The 22,557-nt window shown below is 75.3% G+C and carries 24 protein-coding genes; 3 read left to right on the forward strand and 21 right to left on the reverse strand.

What is annotated here, in order from left to right; genetic code table 11:
• Positions 1-2: 2 nt before the first annotated feature.
• From whiG to rpsP, 15 genes are all read right to left on the reverse strand, one after another.
• On the reverse strand, positions 3-803 hold the full coding sequence (whiG, locus tag ACI782_RS14835) for an RNA polymerase sigma factor WhiG (protein ID WP_456910474.1): 801 nt from the start codon (positions 801-803) through the stop codon (positions 3-5).
• Between the two features lie 110 nt (positions 804-913).
• Positions 914-1,849: a tyrosine-type recombinase/integrase gene (locus ACI782_RS14840; RefSeq protein ID WP_456910476.1), complete on the reverse strand. Its 936-nt coding sequence runs from the start codon at positions 1,847-1,849 to the stop codon at positions 914-916.
• A gap of 105 nt (positions 1,850-1,954) precedes the next feature.
• A complete protein-coding gene (gene dprA / locus ACI782_RS14845) occupies positions 1,955-3,217 on the reverse strand; it encodes a DNA-processing protein DprA (protein ID WP_456910478.1) in 1,263 nt (420 codons plus the stop codon).
• A complete protein-coding gene (locus ACI782_RS14850) occupies positions 3,214-4,734 on the reverse strand; it encodes a YifB family Mg chelatase-like AAA ATPase (protein ID WP_456910480.1) in 1,521 nt (506 codons plus the stop codon). Before ACI782_RS14850 ends, dprA begins: the two co-directional genes overlap by 4 nt.
• Positions 4,731-5,090 (reverse strand): YraN family protein, encoded by a 360-nt coding sequence (locus ACI782_RS14855; RefSeq protein WP_456910482.1) that lies wholly within the window; start codon positions 5,088-5,090, stop codon positions 4,731-4,733. Before ACI782_RS14855 ends, ACI782_RS14850 begins: the two co-directional genes overlap by 4 nt.
• Positions 5,091-5,222: 132 nt before the next feature.
• Complete coding sequence (locus ACI782_RS14860; protein ID WP_012949990.1) at positions 5,223-5,543, reverse strand: DUF2469 domain-containing protein; 321 nt, start codon at positions 5,541-5,543, stop codon at positions 5,223-5,225.
• Complete coding sequence (locus ACI782_RS14865; protein ID WP_456910483.1) at positions 5,540-6,316, reverse strand: ribonuclease HII; 777 nt, start codon at positions 6,314-6,316, stop codon at positions 5,540-5,542. The genes ACI782_RS14860 and ACI782_RS14865 overlap by 4 nt, the downstream gene beginning before the upstream one ends.
• A 339-nt stretch (positions 6,317-6,655) precedes the next feature.
• Positions 6,656-7,360, reverse strand: a complete 705-nt coding sequence (locus ACI782_RS14870; protein WP_456910484.1) for a LuxR C-terminal-related transcriptional regulator — start codon at positions 7,358-7,360, stop codon at positions 6,656-6,658.
• A 261-nt stretch (positions 7,361-7,621) separates the two neighbouring features.
• Positions 7,622-8,563, reverse strand: coding sequence for a signal peptidase I (gene lepB, locus ACI782_RS14875; RefSeq protein WP_456910486.1), 942 nt, complete (start codon positions 8,561-8,563; stop codon positions 7,622-7,624).
• Positions 8,564-8,629: 66 nt separating this feature from the next.
• Positions 8,630-8,986, reverse strand: coding sequence for a 50S ribosomal protein L19 (gene rplS / locus ACI782_RS14880; RefSeq protein WP_456910488.1), 357 nt, complete (start codon positions 8,984-8,986; stop codon positions 8,630-8,632).
• A gap of 143 nt (positions 8,987-9,129) precedes the next feature.
• Positions 9,130-9,630, reverse strand: a complete 501-nt coding sequence (locus ACI782_RS14885) for an NUDIX hydrolase (protein ID WP_456910490.1) — start codon at positions 9,628-9,630, stop codon at positions 9,130-9,132.
• Entirely contained in the window at positions 9,623-10,393 is a 771-nt protein-coding gene (gene trmD / locus ACI782_RS14890; RefSeq protein WP_456910492.1) for a tRNA (guanosine(37)-N1)-methyltransferase TrmD, read from the reverse strand. The genes ACI782_RS14885 and trmD overlap by 8 nt, the downstream gene beginning before the upstream one ends.
• Complete coding sequence (gene rimM, locus ACI782_RS14895) at positions 10,390-10,923, reverse strand: ribosome maturation factor RimM (protein WP_456910494.1); 534 nt, start codon at positions 10,921-10,923, stop codon at positions 10,390-10,392. The genes trmD and rimM overlap by 4 nt, the downstream gene beginning before the upstream one ends.
• 27 nt (positions 10,924-10,950) lie before the next feature.
• Positions 10,951-11,187: an RNA-binding protein gene (locus ACI782_RS14900; RefSeq protein WP_456910496.1), complete on the reverse strand. Its 237-nt coding sequence runs from the start codon at positions 11,185-11,187 to the stop codon at positions 10,951-10,953.
• A 3-nt stretch (positions 11,188-11,190) separates the two neighbouring features.
• Entirely contained in the window at positions 11,191-11,640 is a 450-nt protein-coding gene (gene rpsP, locus ACI782_RS14905) for a 30S ribosomal protein S16 (protein ID WP_456910498.1), read from the reverse strand.
• A gap of 158 nt (positions 11,641-11,798) precedes the next feature.
• Here rpsP and ACI782_RS14910 point away from each other — a divergent pair, with 158 nt between their 5' ends.
• Positions 11,799-12,206, forward strand: a complete 408-nt coding sequence (locus ACI782_RS14910; RefSeq protein WP_456910500.1) for a VOC family protein — start codon at positions 11,799-11,801, stop codon at positions 12,204-12,206.
• Between the two features lie 72 nt (positions 12,207-12,278).
• Here the strand turns inward: ACI782_RS14910 and ACI782_RS14915 are convergent, their stop codons facing one another.
• Together ACI782_RS14915 and ACI782_RS14920 are read right to left on the reverse strand one after the other, a co-directional pair.
• Positions 12,279-14,027, reverse strand: a complete 1,749-nt coding sequence (locus ACI782_RS14915; protein WP_456910502.1) for a proline--tRNA ligase — start codon at positions 14,025-14,027, stop codon at positions 12,279-12,281.
• Between the two features lie 193 nt (positions 14,028-14,220).
• Positions 14,221-14,856 (reverse strand): hypothetical protein, encoded by a 636-nt coding sequence (locus ACI782_RS14920; protein ID WP_456910504.1) that lies wholly within the window; start codon positions 14,854-14,856, stop codon positions 14,221-14,223.
• Positions 14,857-14,976: 120 nt separating this feature from the next.
• Between ACI782_RS14920 and ACI782_RS14925 the strand changes: the two genes are divergently transcribed.
• Together ACI782_RS14925 and ACI782_RS14930 are read left to right on the forward strand one after the other, a co-directional pair.
• Entirely contained in the window at positions 14,977-15,663 is a 687-nt protein-coding gene (locus tag ACI782_RS14925) for a response regulator transcription factor (RefSeq protein WP_456910506.1), read from the forward strand.
• Positions 15,660-16,913, forward strand: a complete 1,254-nt coding sequence (locus ACI782_RS14930) for a HAMP domain-containing sensor histidine kinase (protein WP_456910508.1) — start codon at positions 15,660-15,662, stop codon at positions 16,911-16,913. Before ACI782_RS14925 ends, ACI782_RS14930 begins: the two co-directional genes overlap by 4 nt.
• Here ACI782_RS14930 and ACI782_RS14935 read toward each other — a convergent pair.
• The 4 genes from ACI782_RS14935 to ACI782_RS14950 all read right to left on the reverse strand — a co-directional run bounded on the left by ACI782_RS14935 (position 16,907) and on the right by ACI782_RS14950 (position 22,451).
• Positions 16,907-17,989: an amidohydrolase family protein gene (locus tag ACI782_RS14935; RefSeq protein ID WP_456910510.1), complete on the reverse strand. Its 1,083-nt coding sequence runs from the start codon at positions 17,987-17,989 to the stop codon at positions 16,907-16,909. The genes ACI782_RS14930 and ACI782_RS14935 overlap by 7 nt on opposite strands.
• A gap of 19 nt (positions 17,990-18,008) precedes the next feature.
• Positions 18,009-19,592, reverse strand: coding sequence for a signal recognition particle protein (gene ffh, locus ACI782_RS14940; RefSeq protein WP_456910512.1), 1,584 nt, complete (start codon positions 19,590-19,592; stop codon positions 18,009-18,011).
• A 192-nt stretch (positions 19,593-19,784) separates the two neighbouring features.
• A complete protein-coding gene (locus ACI782_RS14945) occupies positions 19,785-20,003 on the reverse strand; it encodes a hypothetical protein (protein WP_456910514.1) in 219 nt (72 codons plus the stop codon).
• An 84-nt stretch (positions 20,004-20,087) separates the two neighbouring features.
• On the reverse strand, positions 20,088-22,451 hold the full coding sequence (locus ACI782_RS14950) for a [protein-PII] uridylyltransferase (RefSeq protein ID WP_456910516.1): 2,364 nt from the start codon (positions 22,449-22,451) through the stop codon (positions 20,088-20,090).
• Positions 22,452-22,557: the final 106 nt, after the last annotated feature.

Genomic DNA, 22,557 nt, shown 5'->3' on the forward strand with positions numbered 1-22,557 from the left:
CGTCACGCGATGTCGGCGAGCTTGGTCCGCAGGTGCAGCACCGCCTTCGTGTGCAGCTGGCAGATGCGGCTCTCGGTGACCCCGAGCACGCGGCCGATGTCGGCCAGGGTCAGGCCCTCGAAGTAGTACAGGCTGACCACGACCTTCTCCCGCTCGGGCAGCTGCTCCACGGCCCGCGCGAGGAGCTGGCGGGCCTCGCCGTGCTCGGCCATCGCCTGCGGGTCCAGGGCGCTGGGGTCCTGCAGCGTGTCGACCAGCCGCGGCGCGCCGCCCTCGTCGTCCGAGAGCAGCTCGTCGAGGGCCACGACGTTGACCAGGGAGAGCTGGCCGAGGAACTTGCGGACCTCCTCGACGTCCATGTCCATCTCGGCGGCCACCTCCTCGTCGGTGGGGCTGCGCCGCAGGCGGCTCTCCAGCGTCGCGACGGTGCGCTCGAACTGGCGGGCCTTCATCCGCACCGACCGCGGGATCCAGTCGGTGCTGCGCAGCTCGTCGATGATCGCGCCGCGGATGCGCGCCATCGCGTAGCTCTCGAACTTCACCTCGCGGGAGGGCTGGTAGCGGGTGATCGCATCGATCAGACCGAAGGTGCCGTAGGAGACGAGGTCGGCCTGTTCGACGTGCGCGGGCAGGCCGCTGCCCACCCGCCCGGCGACGTACTTCACCAGCGGTGCGTAGTGCAGGATCAGCCGGTCCCGGAGGGCGGGGTCGCGATCGGTGACGTAGGTGACCCACAGCTCGGCCAGCGCGGCGTCGGCGTCGTCGTGGGCCCCGTCGAGCCGGTGGATGGTGGCCTCGGGCACGGTCTGCGCTCCCGATGGTTCGGAGGCCGGCCAGGGCCGCCTCGGGGTGGGCAGGGTGGGCGATTCGATCGCGGGCACGACAACTGTGTCAGACACGTCGGGGACTCCCGTCAGGCGCGCGGATGGGCCTGGGCGTGGACCGCCCGCAGCCGCTCGACCGTCACGTGGGTGTAGATCTGGGTGGTGGCGAGGCTGGCGTGGCCCAGCAGCTCCTGAACGGAGCGCAGGTCGGCCCCGCCCTCGAGCACGTGGGTGGCCGCGGAGTGCCGCAGGCCGTGCGGGCCGACGTCGGGGGCCCCGGGCGCCGCGGCCACGGCCGCGTGGACGGTGCGGCGCACCTCGCGGGGGTCCAGCCGTCGTCCGCGCCGCCCCAGCAGGAGCGCCGGGCCGGAGTCGGCCGTCGCCAGGGCGGGCCGACCGCGGGTCAGCCAGGCGTCCAGAGCGCGCTCGGCCGGGACGCCGTAGGGGACGCTGCGCTCCTTGCGGCCCTTGCCGAGGACCCGCAGGAGCCGGCGGCCGCGGTCGACGTCGTCCACGTCGAGGCCCACGAGCTCGCTGACCCGGATGCCGCTGGCGTAGAGCAGTTCGAGGGCGACGGCGTCGCGCAGCCCGATCGGCTCCTCCGCGCCGGCGGCCGACTCCACGACGGTCCGCGCCTGGTCCGGCGCGAGTACGTCGGGGAGGACGCGGTGCGCCTTCGGGCTGACCAGCCGCTGGCCGACGTCCTCGGCGGTCAGGCCGGCCCGCCGCAGCCAGCCGGTGAACGACCGCGCCGCCGCGGCCCGCCGCGCGGTGGTGGCCCGACCGGCGCCGCGGGTGCGGCCCTGCGCCAGCCAGCTGCGCAGCGCGGCCAGGTCGAGGTCGTCGACGCGGGTGCCGCCGCGCCGGGTGAGGTGGTCGAGCAGCCAGACGGCGTCCCCGACGTACCCGCGGACGGTGTGCTCGGACAGGTCCCGTTGAGTGCGCAGGTGGTCCTCGTACCCGGCCAGCGCCTCGGCCAGCTGCCGCGGCAGCGCAGCGCGCGCGTCGGCGGTCCGGGCGGTCACCCCGGAACGGTCCGACGGCGCCCGCCGCCGGTCAAGCAGCCGCGCCGACCCCTGGACCCGCCAGTTCCGTTCCTCCCCGCTGGCACCGGGCTCCCCGCCCGTCCCTCACCGCGCACCGCGCTCCGGCCGGTCCGGCGGCTTGAGCCGCCACCCTGCGCCGGTCCGCTCCACCAGGTCCGCGAGCTCCAGCGCCGGCAGCACGCGCAGCACGTCGAGCACGTCGCAGCCGGCGGTCGCGGCCAGCCGCTCGGGGCTGACCCCGGCGCGCACCGGGCAGGCGTCCAGGACCCGGACGGCGACGTCCGACAGCCCGTCCCGCGGTCCGGTCGGCCGCACCGGCGGGTCGGCGAGGTCCTCCCCCAGCCGGCCGACCTCCTCGAGCACGTGCGCCGCGTTGGCGACGAGCGCCGCGCCCAGCTCCGCGTCGCGCAGCAGTTCATGGCAGCCGACCGACATGGCGGAGGTCACCGGGCCGGGCACCACGAGCACCCGCCGGCCGAGCCGGCCCGCCCGGCGCGCGGTCGCCTGGGCCCCGGATCGGGCGGCGGCCTCCACGACGACGGTGCCGCACGTCAGCGCGGCGATGAGCCGGTTGCGGACCAGGAAGCGGTGCTTGTGCGGCGCGGCTCCGGGTGGCCACTCGCTGACCAGCAACCCCTCCTCGGCGATGCGGTGGAACAGTGCTCCGTGCGCCGCCGGGTAGGCCCGGTCGACCCCGCACGCCAGGACCGCGATGGTCGGCGCCTGCGCGGCGAGAGCGCCCCGGTGCGCGGCCGCGTCGATCACGAAGGCCCCGCCGGAGACGACCGTCCAGCCCCGCTCCCCCAGCTGGTGCCCGAGCTCTCCGGCCACGTGCTCCCCGTAGGCGGTGGACGCGCGGGCGCCGACGACGGCGACCGACCGGTCGGCCAGCTCGGCGAGCCGCCCCGGGCCGCGCAGCCACAGGGCCAGCGGCGGCACGGGAGCGGTCGTGCGCGGCGACTGCTGGCGGGCGTCGTCCGGCTCCGCGCTCGTCGCGAGGGTCAGCGCGTGCAGCAGCAGGGCGGGCCACTCGTCGTCCTCGGGGACCACGAGCCGGGCACCGCAGCGCTCGGCCCGGGCCAGGTCGGCCAGCGAGGCGTCCTGCTCGGCCCGGGCGCCCACGAGGGCACGGACGGCGTCGGGTGCGCGACCGCTCCGCAACCGGCGCACGGCCTCCACGGGACCCAGGTCGTCGACGAAGCGCCAGAAGGAGACGCTCCCCGGCTCCGCCGCCCGGCTCAGCCACGCCCGGGCCCGGCGCACCGAGGGCGACGCGCCCCCGTCAACGCCGGCGGACGAGGCCAGGCCCTCCTCCATGTCCTCGTCGAGGCTGGGCACGGCGGTCATGCCGCCACCCGCTGCAGCCGCAGACCGAGAGCCTCGGCCACGTCGTCGGCCGCGGGCACCACCCGTCCGGCGAGGTCGGCGAGGGTCCAGGCCACCCGGAGGACGCGGTCGTAGCCGCGCACCGACAGAGCTCCGCGCTCGAGGGCCCGGTCGACGAGCCGCAGCGCCGGCCGGGGTGGTGACCAACGTTCCCGCAGCATCCGGCCGGGCACCTGGCTGTTGAGCGTGAGCTCCGTCCCGGCGAGCCGCTCGGCGGCCGCGCCGCGCGCCGCGAGCACCCGCTCGGCCACGGCCGCGGTCGACTCCGGCGCGGTGCCGACCTCCAGCCACGCCGCACGGGTGACCGCGGGCAGGTCGACGCGCAGGTCGATGCGGTCCAGCAGCGGACCGGACAACCGTGACTGGTAGCGCCGCCGCTCCAGGGCACTGCAGGTGCAGGCGGCCTCGCCCGCGGCGCTGGCGCAGGGACAGGGGTTGGCGGCCAGCACCAGCTGCGCCCGGCACGGGAAGGTCGACGCTCCGCTGGCCCGCGAGATCGTCACCTGCCCGCGCTCCAGCGGCTGGCGCAGCGTGTCCAGGACCGCGCGCGGGAACTCCGGGGCCTCGTCGAGGAAGAGCACCCCGCGGTGGGCCCGGCAGAGCGCTCCCGGACGGATCAGCCCGGACCCGCCGCCGACCAGCGCGGCCATCGTCGCCGAGTGGTGCGGCGCCTCGAACGTCGGGCGGGTCACCAGCGGCGCCCCGGGCGGCAGGGTGCCCGCCACGGAGTGGATCGCGGTCACCTCGAGGGCCGCCTGCTCGTCGAGCGGCGGCAGCAGCCCGGGCAGCCGCTCGGCGAGCATCGTCTTGCCGGCACCCGGAGGCCCGGTCAGGAACAGGTGGTGACCACCGGCGGCCGCCACCTCGACCGCGCGGCGCCCGACGGCCTGGCCGACGACGTCCCCCAGGTCCGGGCCCGGGGGCAGCGGCGGCAGCGGGCCGCGGGTGTACCGCGGCAGCACCGCCCGCCCCTGGAGGTGGGTGACGAGCTCGGCGAGGGTGCCGGCGGCGAGCACCTCGACGCCGTCGACCAGCGCGGCCTCCTCCGCGTTGCCTGCGGGGACCACGACCGTGCCGTGTCCGGCCCGGGCCGCGGCGAGCACGGCGGGCAGCACCCCGCGGACGGCGCGGACGGAGCCGTCCAGGCCCAGCTCCCCGACCAGCACCAGCCGGCCCACCGACTCCGCGGGGACGGCTCCGTCCGCGGCGAGCACCGCGGCGGCCAGCGCCAGGTCGAAGCCGCTCCCCTGCTTGGGCATCGACGCCGGGGACAGGCCGATGGTGATCCGGCGCAGCGGCCAGCGGCCACCGGCGTTGACCACGGCCGCCCGCACACGGTCCACGGACTGCCGGACGACCGCGTCGGGCAGTCCGACGAGCACCACCTGCGGGACCCCGGCCGACATGTCGACCTCGACGTCGACCATCGCGCCGTGCACCCCGGCCAGCCCGACCGACCAGGTGCGGGCGAGCGTCACGAGAACGCCGCCCGGAGGTGCGTGACCAACGCCGGTTGCGCGGGCCGGAGCAGCACCCCGACCACGTCGAACCGGAGCTCGGGAGCGTGCTCCTCGTGGGCGGCGAGCCACCGCTGGGCCAGCGTCCGCAGCCGGCGCTGCTTGCGCGCGTCGACCGCCTCCACGGGGTGGCCGAAGCCGACGGCGCGGCGGGTCTTCACCTCGCAGAAGACGAGCGCGTCGCCCTCGCGGGCGACGATGTCGAGCTCACCGTCGCGGCAGCGCCAGTTCCGGTCGAGGACCCGCAGGCCCCTGTCGGTGAGGTAGGCGGCGGCGATGCGCTCGCCGTGGATGCCGAGGTCCGATGTCCTGTGCACCCGGCGACCGTCGATCGCCCGCGGTCGCCCGCGCCATGCCCGGCAGCGGTCTGTGGACGGACGAGGGGCCTGTGGACGGCCAGGCCGTCGACGACGACGGGTGGGGGCAACCTGGGCGTCGTGGTGCGGGAGTCAGGTCAGCCGGGGGCCGTCGGGCAGCTCGAGGTCGGGCTTGTCCAGCTCCTCGACGTTGACGTCCTTGAAGGTCAGCACGCGCACGTTGCGCACGAACCGCGCCGGCCGATACATGTCCCACACCCAGGCGTCGGAGAGCTTGAGCTCGAAGTACACCTCTCCCCCGGCCTCCCGGACCTGCAGGTCGACGGAGTTGGCCAGGTAGAAGCGCCGCTCGGTCTCCACCACGTAGGTGAACTGCCGGACGATGTCCCGGTACTCGCGATAGAGCTGCAGCTCCATCTCGGTCTCGTACTTCTCCAGGTCCTCGGTGCTCATCGCGACTCTCCGGACACAGGGCGCATGGCCCCATCATCGACCATGGCGGCGGAGCCGGTCAGCTGGAGTACCCGCTCGGCGTGTGCATCGCGGGCGCGGGCGACGTTGACGAAGCGCATGCGGTGCTCCGGGCAGGGGCCGTGACGGTCGAGGGCGGCGCTGTGCGCGTCGGTGATGTAGCCCTTGTGGACGGCGAAGTCGTACTCCGGCCACCGCTCGTGCAGGTCGAGCATGATCCGGTCTCGGGTGACCTTGGCGAGCACGGACGCGGCGGCGACGCACGCCGCCACCCGGTCGCCCTTCCACACCGCCAGGGTGGGGCGGGCCAGGCCGGACACGGGGAACCCGTCGGTGAGGACGTAGTCCGCGCCTGGGTCGAGGGTCCACACCGCCCGGCGCAGGGCCTCGATGTTGGTCACGTGCATGCCCCGGGCGTCGAGGTCGGCCACCGGCATGACGACGACCGACCAGGCGACGGCGCGGTCGACGACCTCCTCGTAGACGCGCTCCCGCGCCGCGGCGGTCAGCAGCTTGGAGTCCGCCAGTCCGGGGACCCGGCCCCGGCGGCCGGCGGGGAGCACGCAGGCGGCGGCGACGAGGGGTCCGGCGCAGGCACCCCGGCCGGCCTCGTCGGCACCGGCGATCGCCTCGAACCCACGACGGCGCAGGGAGCGCTCCATGTCCCACAGCGCGTCGGGCCGCTCCTCGCCGGACGGCACCCGCCGGACGCGGGAAGCCGGCTCGACGGCGGCGGAGGTGGTACGGGGAGGCATCGCGGTCCGACAGTACGACGCGACGGTGACCGGATCACGACTCCCGGCGGCTCCGGCGGACGTCCGCACGCGGGGCGCCCGGCGGACGTCGGCACGCGGGGCGCCGGGGGCCGGAGAGGCCCGGACCCGGAACGCCAGGGGCCGGAAACGCCAGGGGCCGGTCCCCGGGATCAGAGGGGACCGGCCCGTGGACCGGCGGGCCGGCGACGGCCCGAGCGGTGGGCCGGCGAGCGGCCCGGTCGGCGCCCGGGCGGACCGCCGAGGAGGCGGACGGTCCGGACGGGCGCCCCGGGGGCCGGTGACGGCGGCGAGGCCACCGACGCCCCGGAGTACGGGAGGTCAGACCTCGGCGGAGGCGAGGCTGTGGGCGCCGCAGGTGCACCCACCGTTGCGCGAGGAGAGCACCAGGGAGACCGCGTGAGCCCGGTCGCGGGCGCCCAGCTTGCGCAGGATCGCCTTGACGTGGGACTTGACGGTGTCCTCGCTGATGAACAGGTTGCGGCCGATCTGCCGGTTGGACTGGCCCTGGATCAGCTCGTCGAGCACGTCGGACTCGCGCCGGGTCAGCGGCACCTCGGGCGTCAACGGCTTGGCCGTCGGGGTGGCCGAGGGCTCGACGCGGCGGATCTGGGGGTCGACCACGGTCCGGCCGGCGCGGGCGGCGAGGATCGCCCACCCGAGCAGCGTCGGCGACGTGTTGATCATGAGGTAGCCGCGGACGCCGGCGGCCAGCGCCTCGTTGACCACGGCCGGGTCCTCGGACGTGCCCAGGGCCACGATCGTCACGCGCGGGTACCGGCGGCGCAGGTCGCGGCAGGCGTTCAGCGTGGCGGCGCGGCCGGGGCCCAACTCGACGACGACGGCGTCCGGGCGGGCGGTCTCGACCAGGGTCAGCGCCCTGCGCAGTTCGCCGGGTGTCCCGACCGACTGCATGCCGGCGGTCTCGTTGATCATGCTCACCAGACCCCGCCGCAGGACGGGGGCATCGGCGAGGATGAGCACGCGGGTGACGCCGCGGGCGGCGCTCGCCATGGGTGCAGACACAGCAGACTCCGTTTCACGCATTCGGTGGCTTACACCATGTCCATCGGATGGGTGAGACGGTTGCTTGAACGTTTTTCGAGAAATTCTCGGAAGAATTCTCGGAGCCCCCACTCAGCCATTGTCGAGTCCCACGGGGAACACGGGAATGGGGACCGGTCCATTCGTGTCGACATGACGACGCCATTTCCGCCCGGATCCACCCGGAGACGACGAGACCCGCGCACGCCCTGGGCGTACGCGGGTCCGGTCGAGTTGCGGCGGTCAGGTCCGCCGGCGGTCGGGTGCTCTCCGTCGTCGTCGCCACGCGGTCAGGGGAACTGCGCCCACCAGGCCCAGCGCGTACGGGGCGGCCACGGCGGCGGCCCCGGACGTCGGCTCCCCGGCCGCCTCCACACCCTGGATGTCGGGCGAGTCCAGCAGGTCGAACCGGTCCAGCGGCCAGACGATGAGCGCGGCCTTGCCGATGACGTCGTCCACCGCGATGGTCCCGGAGTACTCGTCGCCCGCGTGGGAGCGCGAGTCCGCGGACGCCGACCGGTGGTCACCCATCACCCAGAGCCGGCCGTCCGGAACGGTGACGGGAGCGAAGGCCCGCGTCTCGAGCGGCGTGTTCTCATAGATGTAGGGCTCGTCGAGTGGCTCGCCGTCCACCGTGACGCGGCCCTCCGCGTCACAACAGGCCACGGTCTGGCCCTCGGTGGCGATCACCCGCTTGACGAAGTCGTCCTCGCTGGGCGGCGCGACGCCCACGGCGCGCCCCAGCCACAGCAGCGCCCCGGTGAACCAGTTGCTGGGCTCGGCGACGTCGACCTCGGGCGACCACGTGTCCGGCCCCCGGAAGACGACGATGTCGCCGGGCTCGGGCTCGCCGAACCAGTAGGGCACCTTGTTGACCAGGACGCGGTCGCCGGTGCAGCCCGGACAGCCGTGCAGCGTCCGCTCCATCGACCCGGAGGGGATGAAGAACGCCTGCACGAGGAAGGTCTTCACCAGGAGCGCGAGCACGAAGGCGACGACCAGGAGCACCGGGAGCTCACGCAACAGCGAGCCCTTCTTCTGCTCCTCCTTGCGCTCCCGGCGACGTTGGCGGCGCGAGACGGACCCGGTCGCGTGCGATCGCGGCTGCCCGGGAGAGGTGGCCGGTCGGGGCTCCTCGCCCTCCGGAACGACGTCGGCGGGCCTCCCGGGCCGGTCACTGGTCATCGGAGCCAGCGTACGGCCGTGGGAGACCCGCCGCGGTCAGGCCGGTCACCCGGCCGAGGGGGCGTGTCAGCGAGAGACGGTCTCGCGCTTCTCCTTGATCTTGGCGGCCTTGCCGCGGAGCTCGCGCAGGTAGTACAGCTTGGCGCGACGCACGTCACCGCGGGTCACGACCTCGATCTTCTCCACGACCGGGGTGTGCACGGGGAAGGTGCGCTCCACGCCGACACCGAAGCTGACCTTGCGGACGGTGAAGGTCTCGCGGATGCCCCCGCCCTGGCGGCGGATGACCACACCCTGGAAGACCTGGATGCGCGAGCGGTTGCCCTCGATGACGCGCACGTGCACCTTGACGGTGTCGCCCGGGCGGAACTCGGGGATGTCGTCGCGCAGCGAGTCGGCGTCGAGTACGTCCAGGGTGTTCATCGCGGCAGTCCTGTCCTAGCGGTTACGTCGTTCACGTGCGGACAGCGAGCGGCCCGGGCTGTCCGATCCGGGGAGCTGCACTCCGGGAGGAGCTCCCGTCGACGTGCCGACGGTCCGCAGCAGTCCTCTACTGTGCCACATCTTCAGCCGACGAAGCGCGGCGGCCCCGTCCACGGTCCCCGCAACAGCTCCGGCAGGAGGGTGGCGAGCTCCCGCGGGGCGAACTCCACGGCCTCCGCCGCGACCTCCTCGGCGCTCCACCAGCGGTGCGGCTCCTCGCCGAGGAGCTCCAGCTCGGTGCGCCCGCGCAGGTCGACCTCGTGGACGACGTCGCGCAGCACGAAGAAGGTCTCCCGGGAGTCGATAGGGACGCCGGCGAAGGGACCGACGTGTCGCCGGAACCACACCGGGCCCTCGAGCGCGGCGGGCGCCACGAGCAGCCCGATCTCCTCCGCCAGCTCGCGGGCGGCGGCGTCGCGCACGCTCTCCCCGGGCTCCACTCCCCCGCCTGGCGTGTACCAGAACAGCACGTCGCCGGGCGGTACCGCGGGGTCGGTCAGCCGCGCGCCGAGCAGCAGCACCCGCCCGGCGGGGTCCAGCACGACCACGCGCGCGGTCGGGCGCACCCACGCGCGCTCAGGCATCGCCGAGGACGGCCCGATCGGCAGGCGTCAGCGCGTCCTCCGGAAGGGACGCCAGCAGGTCGGGGCGGCGGTCCGCCGTCCGGCGCAGGGACTCCGCCCGGCGCCACCGGGCGATCGCGGCGTGGTCGCCGGACAACAGCACCGGCGGGACGTCGTGGCCGCGCCAGGACGCCGGCCGCGTGTAGGAGGGCCCCTCGAGCAGCCCGTCGGCGTGGGAGTCGAACTCGACCGACTCGCGGTTGCCGACCACGCCGGGCAGCAGCCGGGTGACCGCCTCGACCATCACCAGCACCGCGGACTCCCCGCCGGCGAGCACGTAGTCGCCGATGGAGACCTCCGACACCGGTCCCGCCCCGGCGGCCCAGTCGGCGACCCGCTGGTCGATGCCCTCGTAGCGGCCGCAGGCGAAGACCAGGCCCGGTTCCCGCGACCACTCCGCCGCCACCGCCTGGGTGAACGGGCGCCCGGCGGGCGTGGGCACGACGAGCCGCGTACCGGGCGGGCGGACGGCCTGCAGGGCGCGAGCCCACGGCTCCGGGCGCATGACCATGCCGGGCCCGCCGCCGTAGGGGGCGTCGTCGACGGTGCGGTGGACGTCGTCGGTCCACTGCCGCAGGTCGTGTACGCCGATGCTGACCAGGCCGCGCTCGGCGGCCTTGCCCAGCAGCGACTGGCGCAGCGGCGCCAGGTACTCGGGGAAGATCGTGACGACGTCGACGCGGAAGCCGGTACCCTCGCGCTCGTCGGGCCCGTGTCCGCTCACAGGTCCAGCAGCCCCTCGGGCGGGTCGACGACGACGAACCCGCCGAGGACGTCCACGGTGGGCACGATCGCCGCCACGAACGGGACCAGCAGCTCCCCGCCCTCGCTCCGGCGGACGACGAGCAGGTCGGCGCCCTCGTGGCGCACGGCCGCCACCTCGCCGAGGACGGTCTCGTCCGGCAGGCGGGCGGTGAGGCCGACCAGCTGGTGGTCGTAGAAGACGTCGGGGTCGTCGAGCTGCGGCAGGTCGGCGACCGGGACGTGCAGCTCGGTGTTGCGCAGCTCCTCGGCCGCCTCGCGACTGTCGACGCCGTCCAGCTGGAGCAGGAGCACGTCGCGGTGCCAGCGGCGAGCGGCGACGGTGAGCGGCCCGCGCGCGGCGGGCTCGGTGCGCAGGGCGGTGCCCGGGGCGAAGCGGAGGTCGGGGTCGTCGGTGCGGACCTCGACGGTCACCTCACCACGCACACCGTGGGGCCGGCCGATGCGGCCGACCACCACGGTGTCGGTGAGGTCGTTGGCGGCTGGGTCCATCGAAGAGCGAGCCCTCCGAGGGAGGGCTCAGCGCCCGTCGGTGTCGACGACGTCGACCCGCAGGCCCCGCCCGCCGACGCCGGTCATCACGGTGCGCAGCGCCTTGGCGGTGCGGCCGCCCCGGCCGATGACCTTGCCCAGGTCGTCGGGGTGCACCCGGACCTCGAGGGTCTTGCCGCGGCGACTGCTGAGCAGGTCGACCGTGACGTCCTCGGGGTGGTCGACGATGCCCTTGACCAGGTGCTCGAGCGCCTCTTCGAGCACGTCTTACTCGGCGGGCGTCTCGGCGGCGGCGTCCCCGGTGGTGGCCGCGGCGGCGTCGTCGGCCTTGGGGGCGGCCTTCTTCCTCGGGGTGGTGGCGCCGGCAGCCGGCTCCTCACCGGCGTTGCGGACGGCCTCCTCGTAGAGGGCCTTCTTGTCCGGCTTCGGGGCGGCGACCTTCATGGGCGGCGGGGCCGGCTCGCCCTTGAACTTCTGCCAGTCACCGGTCACCCGGAAGATGGCGGCGACGGCCTCGGTCGGCTGCGCGCCGACACCCAGCCAGTACTGCGCCCGCTCGGAGTCGACCTCGATGAAGGACGGGTCCTCCTTCGGGTGGTACTTGCCGATCGTCTCGATCGAGCGGCCGTCCCGCTTGGTGCGGGCGTCGGCGACGACGATCCGGTAGTACGGGGCGCGCATCTTGCCCAGGCGCATGAGCTTGATCTTGGTGGCCACGGTGGCTCGTGTTCTCCTCGAACGCTTTCGTCGGTTGCTCGCCGGACGGACGCGTGGGGTACGCCGGGGCGGAGCCAGGGACACGGCAGTCGGGGGTGAGAGGGCCGCCCGTCGCCGTGTTCGACCGACCATCATGCCAGATCCCGCAGGATGACCCCATGCCGAGGCGAGGCCTGCTGCACCACATCGAGCTCTGGGTCCCCGACCTGGCCCGCGCCCACCGCTCCTGGGGCTGGCTGCTGACCGCGCTCGGCGCGGAGCCGTACCAGTCCTGGTCCCACGGGCGGTCCTGGCGGTCGGGCGAGGTCTACGTCGTCGTCGAGCAGTCCCCCGCCATGGCCTGCGGCCGGCACGACCGGTGCGCCCCGGGCCTCAACCACCTGGCGTTCCACGCGGGCTCGCCCGCCGAGCTCGACCGCCTCGTCGCCGAGGCGCCGTCCCACGGCTGGCGGCTGCTCTTCCCCGACCGGCACCCGTTCGCCGGCGGCCCGGAGCACCGGGCCGCCTACCTCGAGGACGCCGACGGCTACGAGGTCGAACTCGTGGCCGATCCGGACCCCTGCTGAGCTACGTCCGGCCCCTCTGCACGGTCCGTCGCGAGCTTGCGAGCGGCGGGGGGCAGAGGGATCCGTCTCCCTTCACCCCCGGACGGCGGCCAGCACGCGCGCGGCGGCCTCGCCGACCGGCACCTGCTCGCGCTCGCCGGTCGCGCGGTCCCGCAGCTCGAGGACGCCGTCGGCCAGCCCGCGGCCGACCGTGACGATCGTCGGCATGCCCAGCAGCTCGGCGTCCTTGAACTTGACCCCCGGCGAGACCTTCGGCCGGTCGTCGTAGAGCACGGTCACCCCCGCGGCGACCAGCTCCTGGGCGAGGGTCTCGGCGGCCTCGAAGACCGCGGCGTCCTTGCCGGTGGCGACGACGTGCACGTCGGCCGGGGCGATCTCCCGCGGCCAGACCAGGCCGAGCTCGTCGTGGGTGGACTCGGCGATCGCCGCCACGGCCCGCGAGACGCCGATGCCGTAGGAGCCCATGGTCACCGTGACCAGCTTGCCGTTCTCGTCGAGGACCTTCAGCTCCAGGGCCTCGGCGTACTTGCGGCCCAGCTGGAAGATGTGGCCGATCTCCACGCCGCGGGCCAGCTCCAGCGGGCCGGAGCCGTCCGGGGCGAGGTCGCCGGGCAGCACCTCGGCCGCCTCGACGACGCCGTCCCAGCCGAAGTCGCGGCCGGCGACCAGGTCGAAGACGTGCTTGCCGGGTTCGTTGGCCCCGGTGATCCACCGGGTGCCGGGCACGACGCGCGGGTCGACCAGGTAGCGGATCTTCGAGTCGCTGCCGGCCCCGAGCACCTGCGGGCCGATGTAGCCCTTGACCAGCGCCGGGTGCCGGTCGAAGTCGGCGAAGGGCTCGACCTCGGCCGGCGCGACCTGCGCCTCCAGGCGCTTGAGGTCGACCTCGCGGTCGCCGGGGATGCCGATGACGAGCGGCTCGCGGCTGCCGTCGGGGTGGACGAGGAGCACGACGACGTTCTTCAGCGTCGACGCGGCGGTGTACCCGGCGCCCGGGAACAGCTGCTGGGCGACGGCTACGAGGGTCTCGATGGTCGGGGTGTCGGGGGTGTCCTCGACGTGCGCCTCGGGCAGTCCCTCGAGCGGGATCTCGTCCGGGACGACGGTGGTGACCGCCTCCACGTTCGCCGCGTAGCCGCCCGCTGAGCGGACGAAGGTGTCCTCGCCGACCTCGGTCGGGTGCAGGAACTCCTCGCTCTTCGACCCGCCCATGGCACCCGACATCGCCGAGACGATGACGTACTCCAGGCCCAGCCGATCGAAGATCCGGATGTAGGCGTCGCGGTGGGCGGCGTAGCTCTTGTCCAGGCCGGCGTCGTCGACGTCGAAGGAGTAGCTGTCCTTCATCGTGAACTCGCGGCCGCGCAGCAGGCCGGCCCGCGGCCGCGCCTCGTCCCGGTACTTGGTCTGGATCTGGTACAGCGACAGCGGGAGGTCCTTGTACGACGAGTACAGGTCCTTCACCAGGAGGGTGAACATCTCCTCGTGCGTGGGGCCCAGCAGGTGGTCCACGCCGCGGCGGTCCTTGAGCCGGAACAGGTTGTCGCCGTACTCGGTCCAGCGGCCGGTGGCCTCGTAGGGCTCGCGGGGCAGCAGCGCCGGGAAGTGCACCTCCTGCGCGCCCATCCGGTCCATCTCCTCGCGGATGACCCGCTCGACGTTTCGGAAGACCCGGTAGCCCAGCGGCAGCCAGGTGAACCCGCCCGGCGCGGCCCGCCGGATGTAGCCGGCCCGGACCAGCAGGCGGTGGCTCGGGACCTCGGCGTCGGCCGGGTCGTCGCGCAGGGTGCGCAGGAACAGGGTGGACATCCGCAACAGCACGAAGACATTGTCGGCCTACCGGCCGACACCGCCTCCAGGTGCCCCCTCTCGCCGCGCCGAGCCCGAGACGCCCGTCCCTGCTCGGGAGGGCCCGGCCTCCAGGCGGGCCGGTGGGGTCGCTCGCGGGTCTGCCCCCGCGCGGACACGAGACCGCCGGGTTCCGTACCCGGAGCCCGGCGGGTGCACCGGTTCCTCAGTCGTCGCCGCCGCGGCCGCGGCCGGAGTCGTCGTCCGACCCGGAGTCGTCCCCGCGGCCCGCAGAGTCGTCGCCGGGCGGGTCGTCGGACCCGTGCCCCCCACCGACCCGGCCGGCGGAGTCGTCGACGGGCGCACTCGACGCCGTGGCGCCCGACGACGGGCTCGAGGACGCCGGGCCGGAACTGCGCGAGGAGTCCTCCGGCTCGTTGTCGTCCACCCGGACGCCCTCGTCGAGGAACGCGGGGCTGCCGTCGGCGCAGGAGACGTGCACCTCGACCTTCTGCGTCGGGCTCTCGAACTCCACCTCGCCGGTGACGTCCTGGTCGTCGAGCCACCAGCCGGCGGCCGGGGCGGCGGCCACCTCGAGCACGTCGGAGTCGCAGGAGGCGTAGACCGTGCCCCCCACGGTCACGTACTCCCCCGAGGGCGCGGCCGGCGGCTCCGGCGACGGCGTGGCCGGGTCCCCCTGGTCCGACGGGGCGGGGACCGACGTCGTCACCGCGGTGGCCGCGGCCGGCCGGGTGCCGGGTGAGGCGTCCGCGTCGACGAAGGACACGGCGAGGAAGCCGAGCCCGACGGCCGCGGCCGCCGAGGCGGTCCAGAGGGCTCCGAATGCGGCGGTTCGCTTCATGGCGCGAACAGTCCCGCCGGGTGGGTCAAGGCCACGTTAAGACGATGCCAAGGGACGGCACGTGATCACACCCCTCGGCTGGGGGACGCCGTCGGCGCGCGGCGGCGCTAGCGTCCGGCCGTGGCCCAGCTCCTGGTGGTGGAGGACGACGAGCGCATCCGTACCGCGCTGATCCGTGCGCTGCGCGAGCGCGGCCACGCGGTGAGCTCGGCCGGCACCGCCCTGACCGGCCTGCAGTCGGCCGTGGAGGACCGCCCCGACCTCGTCGTCCTCGACCTCGGGCTGCCCGACCTCGACGGCGGCCAGTTGCTGCGCATGCTGCGCGCCGTCTCCGCCGTCCCGGTGATCGTCGCGACGGCGCGGGACGACGACGGCAGCGTCGTGGCCGCCCTGGACGCCGGCGCCGACGACTACGTGGTCAAGCCCTTCTCCGCGGGCCAGCTGGAGGCGCGCATCCGGGCGGTGCTGCGGCGGGCCGCCGGCGCCGACAGCGGACCGCCCGCGGTGACCGTCGGCGACCTCACCGTCGACCCCCGTACCCGCCGGGTCACGCACGCCGGGGCGCCGGTCGAGCTGTCGCCGAAGGAGTTCGACCTGCTCGCCTACCTCGCGGCGCGGGCCGGCACGGTGGTGCCCAAGCGGGAGCTGCTCACCGAGGTCTGGCAGCAGCCCTACGGCGGCTCGGACAAGACCGTCGACGTCCACCTGTCCTGGCTGCGCCGCAAGCTGGGCGAGTCCGCCGCCGAGCCGCGGCTGCTGCAGACCGTCCGCGGCGTGGGCGTCCGGCTGGCCGAGCCGGGTTCGTGAGGCGGCAGATCACGCTGCTGGTCGCCGCGACCACGTCGGTGGTGCTGCTGGCCTTCCTCCTGCCGGCGGCGGCCCTGGTGGTCCGGGTCGCGGAGGGCCGCGCGCTGGACGCCGCCCGCGTGCAGCTGCAGCTGCTCATCCCCGTCGTGGGCCTCGACGAACGCGCGGAGGTGGCCGCCGGACTGCCGGTCTCCGACGTCCGGACGGTGGCGGTGCGCTGGACCGACGGCGGCTGGCTGGGCGAGGTCGGCGCACTGGGCGACGACCCGGCGCCGACGAGCGCCGAGGTCCGCGAGGGCGAGGACGGCACGAGCCTGGTCCAGCCGGTGCGCCGCGACGACGGGACGGCGGTCGTCGAGGTGTTCGTCCCGGCCGCCGAGCTGCACGCGGGCGTGACCCGCACCTGGCTGGTGCTGACCGCGCTGGGCGTCGTCCTGCTGCTCCTGGCGCTGCTGGTCGCCGACCGGCTGGCGCGCTCGCTCACCCGGCCGGTCACCGACCTCGCGACGACCGCGCACCGGCTGGGCAGCGGCGACCTGGCGGCTCGGGTGACGCCGGCCGGGCCGGACGAGGTCCGCGAGGTCGGCACCGCGATGAACCGGCTGGCCGGTCGCATCGGCGAGCTGCTCGCCGCCGAGCGGGAGGCCGCCGCCGACCTCGCGCACCGGCTGCGCACGCCGCTGACCGCGCTGCGGCTGGACGTCGAGGCGCTGCCGCCGGCCGACCGGGAGCGACTGCTCGGCGACGTCGACGCGCTCAGCCGCGGCGTCGACGAGGTGATCAGCGAGGCGCGGCGGACCGTCCGCGAGGGCCTGGGGGCCGGGTGCGACGCCGCGGCCGTCGTCGGCGAGCGGGTGCGCTTCTGGTCGGTGCTGGCCGAGGAGGAGCGCCGCGCCGTGGACGTCGACCTCGCCGCGGGACCGCTGCCGGTCCGCGTGGCCGCCGCCGACCTGGGCGCGGCCGTCGACGCGCTGCTGGGCAACGTCTTCAGCCACACGCCCGAGGGCACCGGGTTCCAGGTCGCCGTCCGGCCGCGGACCGGGGGCGGCGCGGAGGTCACCGTGGCCGACGGCGGGCCGGGCCTGCCGCCGTCCGCCGTCGACCGCGGGAGCAGCGCGGGCGGCTCGACCGGTCTGGGGCTGGACATCGCCCGCCGGACCGCGGAGGGCTCCGGCGGTGCCCTGCGGGTCTCCTCCTCGCCCGCGGGCGCCGAGGTCACCCTCGAGCTGGGCCCACCGACCGGTCAGTAGACGCGGCCCCGCAGGACGGTGAGCTGCGGGCGGGCCAGGGCGTCGAGGTCCGCGCGCGGGTCGCGGTCGTAGACGACCAGGTCGGCCCGCGCGCCCTCCTCGAGGCAGGGCAGGCCGAGCCAGTCCCGGGCGGCCCACGACGCCGCGGCCAGCGCCGCCTCGGCCGGCAGCCCGGCCGCGGCCAGGGCGCGCACCTCGTCGGCGATGCGGCCGTGGTCGATCCCGCCGCCGGCGTCGGTGCCGGCGAACACCGGGACCCCCGCCTCGAATGCCGCCCGGACCACCGCGCCCGAGGACGCGTACAGCCGCCGCATCGTGCTGGCGTAGGCGGGGAACCGTGCCTCCCCCGCGGCCGCGAACGAGGGGAAGTTCTCCACGTTGACCAGCGTCGGGACGACCGCGGTGCCGCGGGCGGCCATCTCGCCGATCAACTCCTCGGTGAGGCCCGTGCCGTGCTCGATGCAGTCGATGCCCGCGCGGATGAGGTCGGGCAGCGCGTCGGTGCCGAAGGTGTGCGCGGTGACCCGCGCCCCCTCCCCGTGCGCGACCGCGATCGCGGCGGCGATGGCCTCGGCCGGCCACTCGGGCGCCAGGTCACCGGCACCGCGGTCGATCCAGTCGCCGACGAGCTTCACCCAGCCGTCGCCGCGGCGGGCCTGCACGCGCACCTCGGCCGCGAGGTCGTCGGGCGCGAGCTCCACCGCCAGCCCGGGGATGTAGCGCCGCGGTGCCGCCAGGTGCCGGCCGGCGCGGACGATGCGCGGCAGGTCCGGCTCGCCGTCCAGCGCGCGGGTGTCGACCGGTGAGCCGCAGTCGCGCAGGGCCAGCACCCCGGCGTCCCGCTCGGCGACCGCCTGCTCGCGCAGGCCGGCGAGGTCCTCGACGTGCACGCCGCCCCGGCCGATGCCCACGTGGCAGTGCGCGTCGACCAGCCCCGGCAGCAACCAGCCGCCGCGGCTGACGGTCTCCGCGCCGGGGACCGGGTCGAAGGTCAGCCGCCCGTCCCGGACCCACACGTCGCGGTGCTCGGCCTCGGGCAGCAGGACGCCGGCGAGGTGCAGAGCCGGCGCCGTCACCGCCGGATGCGGGCCGGGGTCACGGCCGGTCGTCCTTGAACTGGTCGAAGTTCAGCTTGGTGAGGTCGGGCAGGCCCTGACCGGGCGGCAGGGTCGGCATCCCGCCAGGGATCCCACCGGGCATCCCGCCTGGCAGTCCGCCGGGGAAGCCCGCGCCGGGCGGCAGGCCGGGAGCGCCCATGGGCCGGCGGGCGGGACCGCCCTTGCCCTTCCCCTTGCCCTTCTTGCCCTTCTTCGACTGCGCCTGCATCTGCCGGCCGCGGGCCTTCTTCGACATCGGGCCCATGCCGGGCAGCCCCATGCTGCCGGCCATCTGGCCCATCATCTTCTGGGCCTGCGCGAACCGCTCCAGCAGTTGGTTGACCTCGGTGACGGTCACGCCGGAGCCGTTGGCGATGCGCACCCGCCGCGACGCGTTGATGATCTTGGAGTTGACCCGCTCCTCGGGGGTCATCGACCGGATGATCGCCGCGGTGCGGTCCAGGTCGCGGTCGTCGACCTGCTTGAGCTGCTCCTTCATCGCCCCCGCGCCGGGCAGCATGCCCAGCAGGTTGGCGATCGGACCCATCTTGCGGATGGCCATCATCTGCTCGAGGAAGTCCTCGAGGGTGAAGCCCTCCCGCGAGGCGAGCTTGCCGGCCATCTTCTCCGCCTGCTCGGCGTCGAAGGCCTGCTCGGCCTGCTCGATGAGCGTGAGGACGTCGCCCATGCCGAGGATGCGCGAGGCCATCCGCTCGGGGTGGAAGACGTCGAAGTCGGTGAGCTTCTCGCCGGTGGAGGCGAACATGATCGGCTGGCCGGTCACGTACCGGACCGACAGCGCGGCACCACCGCGGGCGTCGCCGTCGAGCTTGGTGAGGACGACGCCGGAGAACCCGACGCCGTCGCGGAAGGCCTCCGCGGTCGTGACGGCGTCCTGGCCGATCATCGCGTCGACGACGAACAGCGTCTCGTCCGGCTGCACGGCGTCGCGGATGCCCGCGGCCTGCGCCATCAGCTCGGCGTCGATGCCCAGCCGGCCGGCGGTGTCGACCACCACGACGTCGTGCATGGTGCGGCGAGCGTGCTCGATGGAGTCGGCGGCGACGCGGATCGGGTCGCCGACGCCGTTGCCCGGCTCGGGCGCGAAGACGTCGACCCCCGCCTGGCCGGCGACGATCGAGAGCTGGTTGACCGCGTTGGGCCGCTGCAGGTCAGCGGCGACCAGCAGCGGGGTGTGGCCCTGGGCCTTGAGCCAGCGACCGAGCTTGCCGGCCAGCGTCGTCTTACCGGACCCCTGCAGACCGGCGAGCATGATGACTGTCGGCGACTGCTTGGCGTAGCGCAGCCGGCGGGTCTCGCCGCCGAGGATCTCGATGAGCTCCTCGTTGACGATCTTGATGACCTGCTGGGCCGGGTTGAGCGCCTGCGAGACGTCGGCGCCGCGCGCCCGTTCCTTGACCGCGGTGATGAAGGCCCGCACCACCGGCAGGGCGACGTCGGCCTCCAGCAGCGCGATGCGGATCTCGCGCGCGGTCGCGTCGATGTCGGCGTCGGTGAGCCGGCCCTTGCCACGCAGGCCGCTGAAGACCTTGTCGAGGCGATCGGAGAGGGTCTCGAACACAGCACGTCCTCGCAGAACTCGCGGGCGCGGCCGGCCGGTCGGACCGACCGGCTGCTCGGCTGCCGGCACCCGGGACCCCGGGACCGTCGCGCCACCTCCCGACCAGCCTAACGAGCGCAGCGCCCGAGACGGCGGCCCACACTGATGACCCCGCCAGGGCGCCGCCCCGAGCCTGCAGCGAGCGAGGGCTCCTCAGGCGGCGCGGCGCGCGGCGACCGCCACGACGGCGACCGGGACGGCGGCGAACACCGCCGTCCCGCAGTCGGCGCAGGCCCACTCGGGGCACTCGCCGCCGTCGGCGGTGTGGCCGTCGACACACGGGGGCTGCACGAACTCCCGGTCGTCCCCGCAGGCCGGGCAGTGCCACACGCGCGCCTCGGCCGTCGCGACCCCGAAGGACCGGTGGTGCATGCGCAGTCCCCTCCCCGGACGACGGGACCGTTCCGCCCTCCTCGCCCGCGAGGGTGACACGGGGGTCCGACAGATCCGGGGACCTCAGCCCGGCGTGTCCCCCGGCGCGGTCACCGGATCGGGCACCGCGCCGCGCACGGCGGCCGCCAGCGCGGCGTCCACGCGGGCCCGCTGCTCGCCGTCGATCGGCTCGCCCGACGGGTTGCACACGTAGAAGTGGTCGGCCGCGTCGGCGCCGAGGGTCTCGATCCGCGCCGACGTCACGTCCAGGCCCTCGGCGGCGATCGCGGCGGTGAGCCGGTACAGCAGGCCCGCCCGGTCCCCGGCGCGCACCTCTACGATGCCGGTCGCGTCGCCGGTCACCTCGCCGTTGTGCCACGCGATCCGTGGCCCCGCGGTCCGGGCGGCGTCCTGGCGGTAGTCGGCCTCGCGCTGCCGCAGCCGGTCGGCCAGCGGCAGGGTGCCCTCCAGGGCCGCCCGCACGGCGTCCGCCAGGATCGACGGGACCGGCACCCGCCCGAACCGCGGCCGGACGGCGAACACCGCGGTGGCCCGCCCCGCGACCACGTTGACCTTGGCGGCCCGGACGTCGAGCTGGTTGAGGGCGAGCACGCCGGCCAGGTTGCTGAACAGCCCGTGCCGGTCGGGCGCGGTGAAGGTGACCTGCTGGCCGTCGGCGACGTCCTCCACGCCGACGCTCACCCCGTGCGTCCCCTCGGAGCTGACCTGGGGCTCGACGGCCTGCAGCACCGGCTCCGGCTCGTGGACCGGGGCGCCGCCGAGCCTGGCCTGGACGCGGGCGACGAGGGCGGCCACCAGGTGGGCCTTCCACGGGCTCCACGCCGAGCTGCTCGTGGCCGCGCCGTCGGCCTGGGCCAGGGCGTGCAGCAGCTGCAGCAGCGCCGGGTCGTGCCCGATGGTCGCCGCGACCCGGTCGACGGTGGTGGGGTCGTCGATGTCGCGGCGGGTGGCGGTGTCGGGCAGCAGCAGGTGGTGGCGCACCATCGCGGCCAGGGTGGCGACGTCGGCCTCGGAGAAGCCCATCCGGGTGGCGATCTGCGCCGCGACCGGCTCCCCGACCTCGCTGTGGTCGCCGGGCCAGCCCTTGCCGATGTCGTGCAGCAGCGCGCCGACCAGCAGGAGGTCGGGACGGTCGACGTCGTGGGTCAGCTCGGCCGCGGCCGCGGCGGCCTCCACCAGGTGCCGGTCGACGGTGAACCGGTGCCACGGGTGGCGCTGCGGCAGCGACCGCACGCGGTCCCACTCGGGCAGCAGGCGGGACAGCAGGCCCTCCTGGTCGAGCTGCTCGAGCACCGCGACGGCGGAGCGGCCGCTGGCCAGCAGGCGGAGGAACGACCAGCGCACCTCGGCCGGCCACGGCTCCGGCACGGGCGGCGAGTGCACCGCGAGCACCTTGAGCGTGTACGGGGACAGCAGCAGGTCTGCGCGGGCCGCGGCCGCGGCACCGCGGAGCACCAGGCCGGGGTCGGCGGCCGGGCGGGCGTCGCGGGCGAGCACGACCTCGTCCCCCTGGCGCACCACGCCCTCGGCCAGCGGTTCCCGGCGCACCCGGCGGTAGCGGCCGCGGGGACGGCGGACCAGGGACGCCTCGACCCGCCGCCAGGTCTCGTCGGCGACGAACGCGAGCCGGCGCCCGGCCAGGCTCACCTCGCGCAGCAGCGCGTCCTCGTCGGCCAGCCCCAGCGCGACCGCCACCGGGCGCTGCTCCTGACGGACCAGCACGTCGCTGGGCCGGCCGGACCGCCGGCGCAGCTCGTCACGGACGGCGAGCAGGAACGCGTAGGCCTCCTCGGCCTCGGCCGCGGGTTCGTCGGCCAGCTGCGCGGCGGCCACCGCGCGCAGCACCTGCCCCTCCCGCAGCCCGCCGTAGGCCTCCTTGAGGTCGGGCTCGAGCAGGAAGGCCAGCTCGCCGACCTGCCGGGCGCGGCCGCGCCGCAGGTCGCGCAGCTGCGGCAGCAGCCGGGACGCCGACTGCCGCCAGCTGGCCAGGGTCGCGGTACGGAGCGCGGCCGCGAGGTCGGCGTCGCCGGCCACCAGCCGGGCGTCGAGCAGCCCGAGTCCGGCCTTGACGTCGGTGGAGGCCACGCCGACGGCCTCCGAGACGGTCCGCACCGAGTGGTCCAGGCGCAGGCCGGCGTCCCAGATCGGGTACCAGACGGCGTCGGCGAGGGCGGCGATCTCCGGGCGGCCGTCGTGCACCAGGACCAGGTCGAGATCCCCGTGCGGCGGCGGCTCCCGGCGGCCCAGGCTGCCGACGGCGACGAGCGCGACCCCGTCGATCCCGGTGCGTGGCGGCGCACCGCCACGGCGCGGGCGGGGCGGCGGGGTCCCCGCCACGGCCTCGTCGAGCAGGCCGGTGAGCCAGTCGTCGAGGACCGCCACCCGCTCCGCCCGCGACAGTGCGGGCAGCGACCCGGTGTCCAGCACGTCTCCCCCTCCGCTCGGTTCCGTCTCGAGACTCGGTTCCGTCTCGAGACTCGGTTCCGTCTCGAGACTCGGTTCCGTCTCGAGAAAGGCACCGGCCGGGGTGGCG

The organism is Geodermatophilus sp. SYSU D00703 (assembly GCF_054050155.1).

Excerpts from the sequence above, each read along its gene's own strand:
- ACI782_RS14910 (WP_456910500.1), top strand. The coding sequence starts at position 11,799 with ATGCCGAGGCGAGGCCTGCTGCACCACATCGAGCTCTGGGTCCCCGAC.
- ACI782_RS14865 (WP_456910483.1), bottom strand. The coding sequence starts at position 6,316 with ATGCCTCCCCGTACCACCTCCGCCGCCGTCGAGCCGGCTTCCCGCGTC.
- ACI782_RS14860 (WP_012949990.1), bottom strand. The coding sequence starts at position 5,543 with ATGAGCACCGAGGACCTGGAGAAGTACGAGACCGAGATGGAGCTGCAG.
- lepB (WP_456910486.1), bottom strand. The coding sequence starts at position 8,563 with ATGACCAGTGACCGGCCCGGGAGGCCCGCCGACGTCGTTCCGGAGGGC.
- ACI782_RS14920 (WP_456910504.1), bottom strand. The coding sequence starts at position 14,856 with ATGAAGCGAACCGCCGCATTCGGAGCCCTCTGGACCGCCTCGGCGGCC.
- ACI782_RS14945 (WP_456910514.1), bottom strand. The coding sequence starts at position 20,003 with ATGCACCACCGGTCCTTCGGGGTCGCGACGGCCGAGGCGCGCGTGTGG.
- dprA (WP_456910478.1), bottom strand. The coding sequence starts at position 3,217 with ATGACCGCCGTGCCCAGCCTCGACGAGGACATGGAGGAGGGCCTGGCC.
- rplS (WP_456910488.1), bottom strand. The coding sequence starts at position 8,986 with ATGAACACCCTGGACGTACTCGACGCCGACTCGCTGCGCGACGACATC.
- ACI782_RS14885 (WP_456910490.1), bottom strand. The coding sequence starts at position 9,630 with ATGCCTGAGCGCGCGTGGGTGCGCCCGACCGCGCGCGTGGTCGTGCTG.
- rimM (WP_456910494.1), bottom strand. The coding sequence starts at position 10,923 with ATGGACCCAGCCGCCAACGACCTCACCGACACCGTGGTGGTCGGCCGC.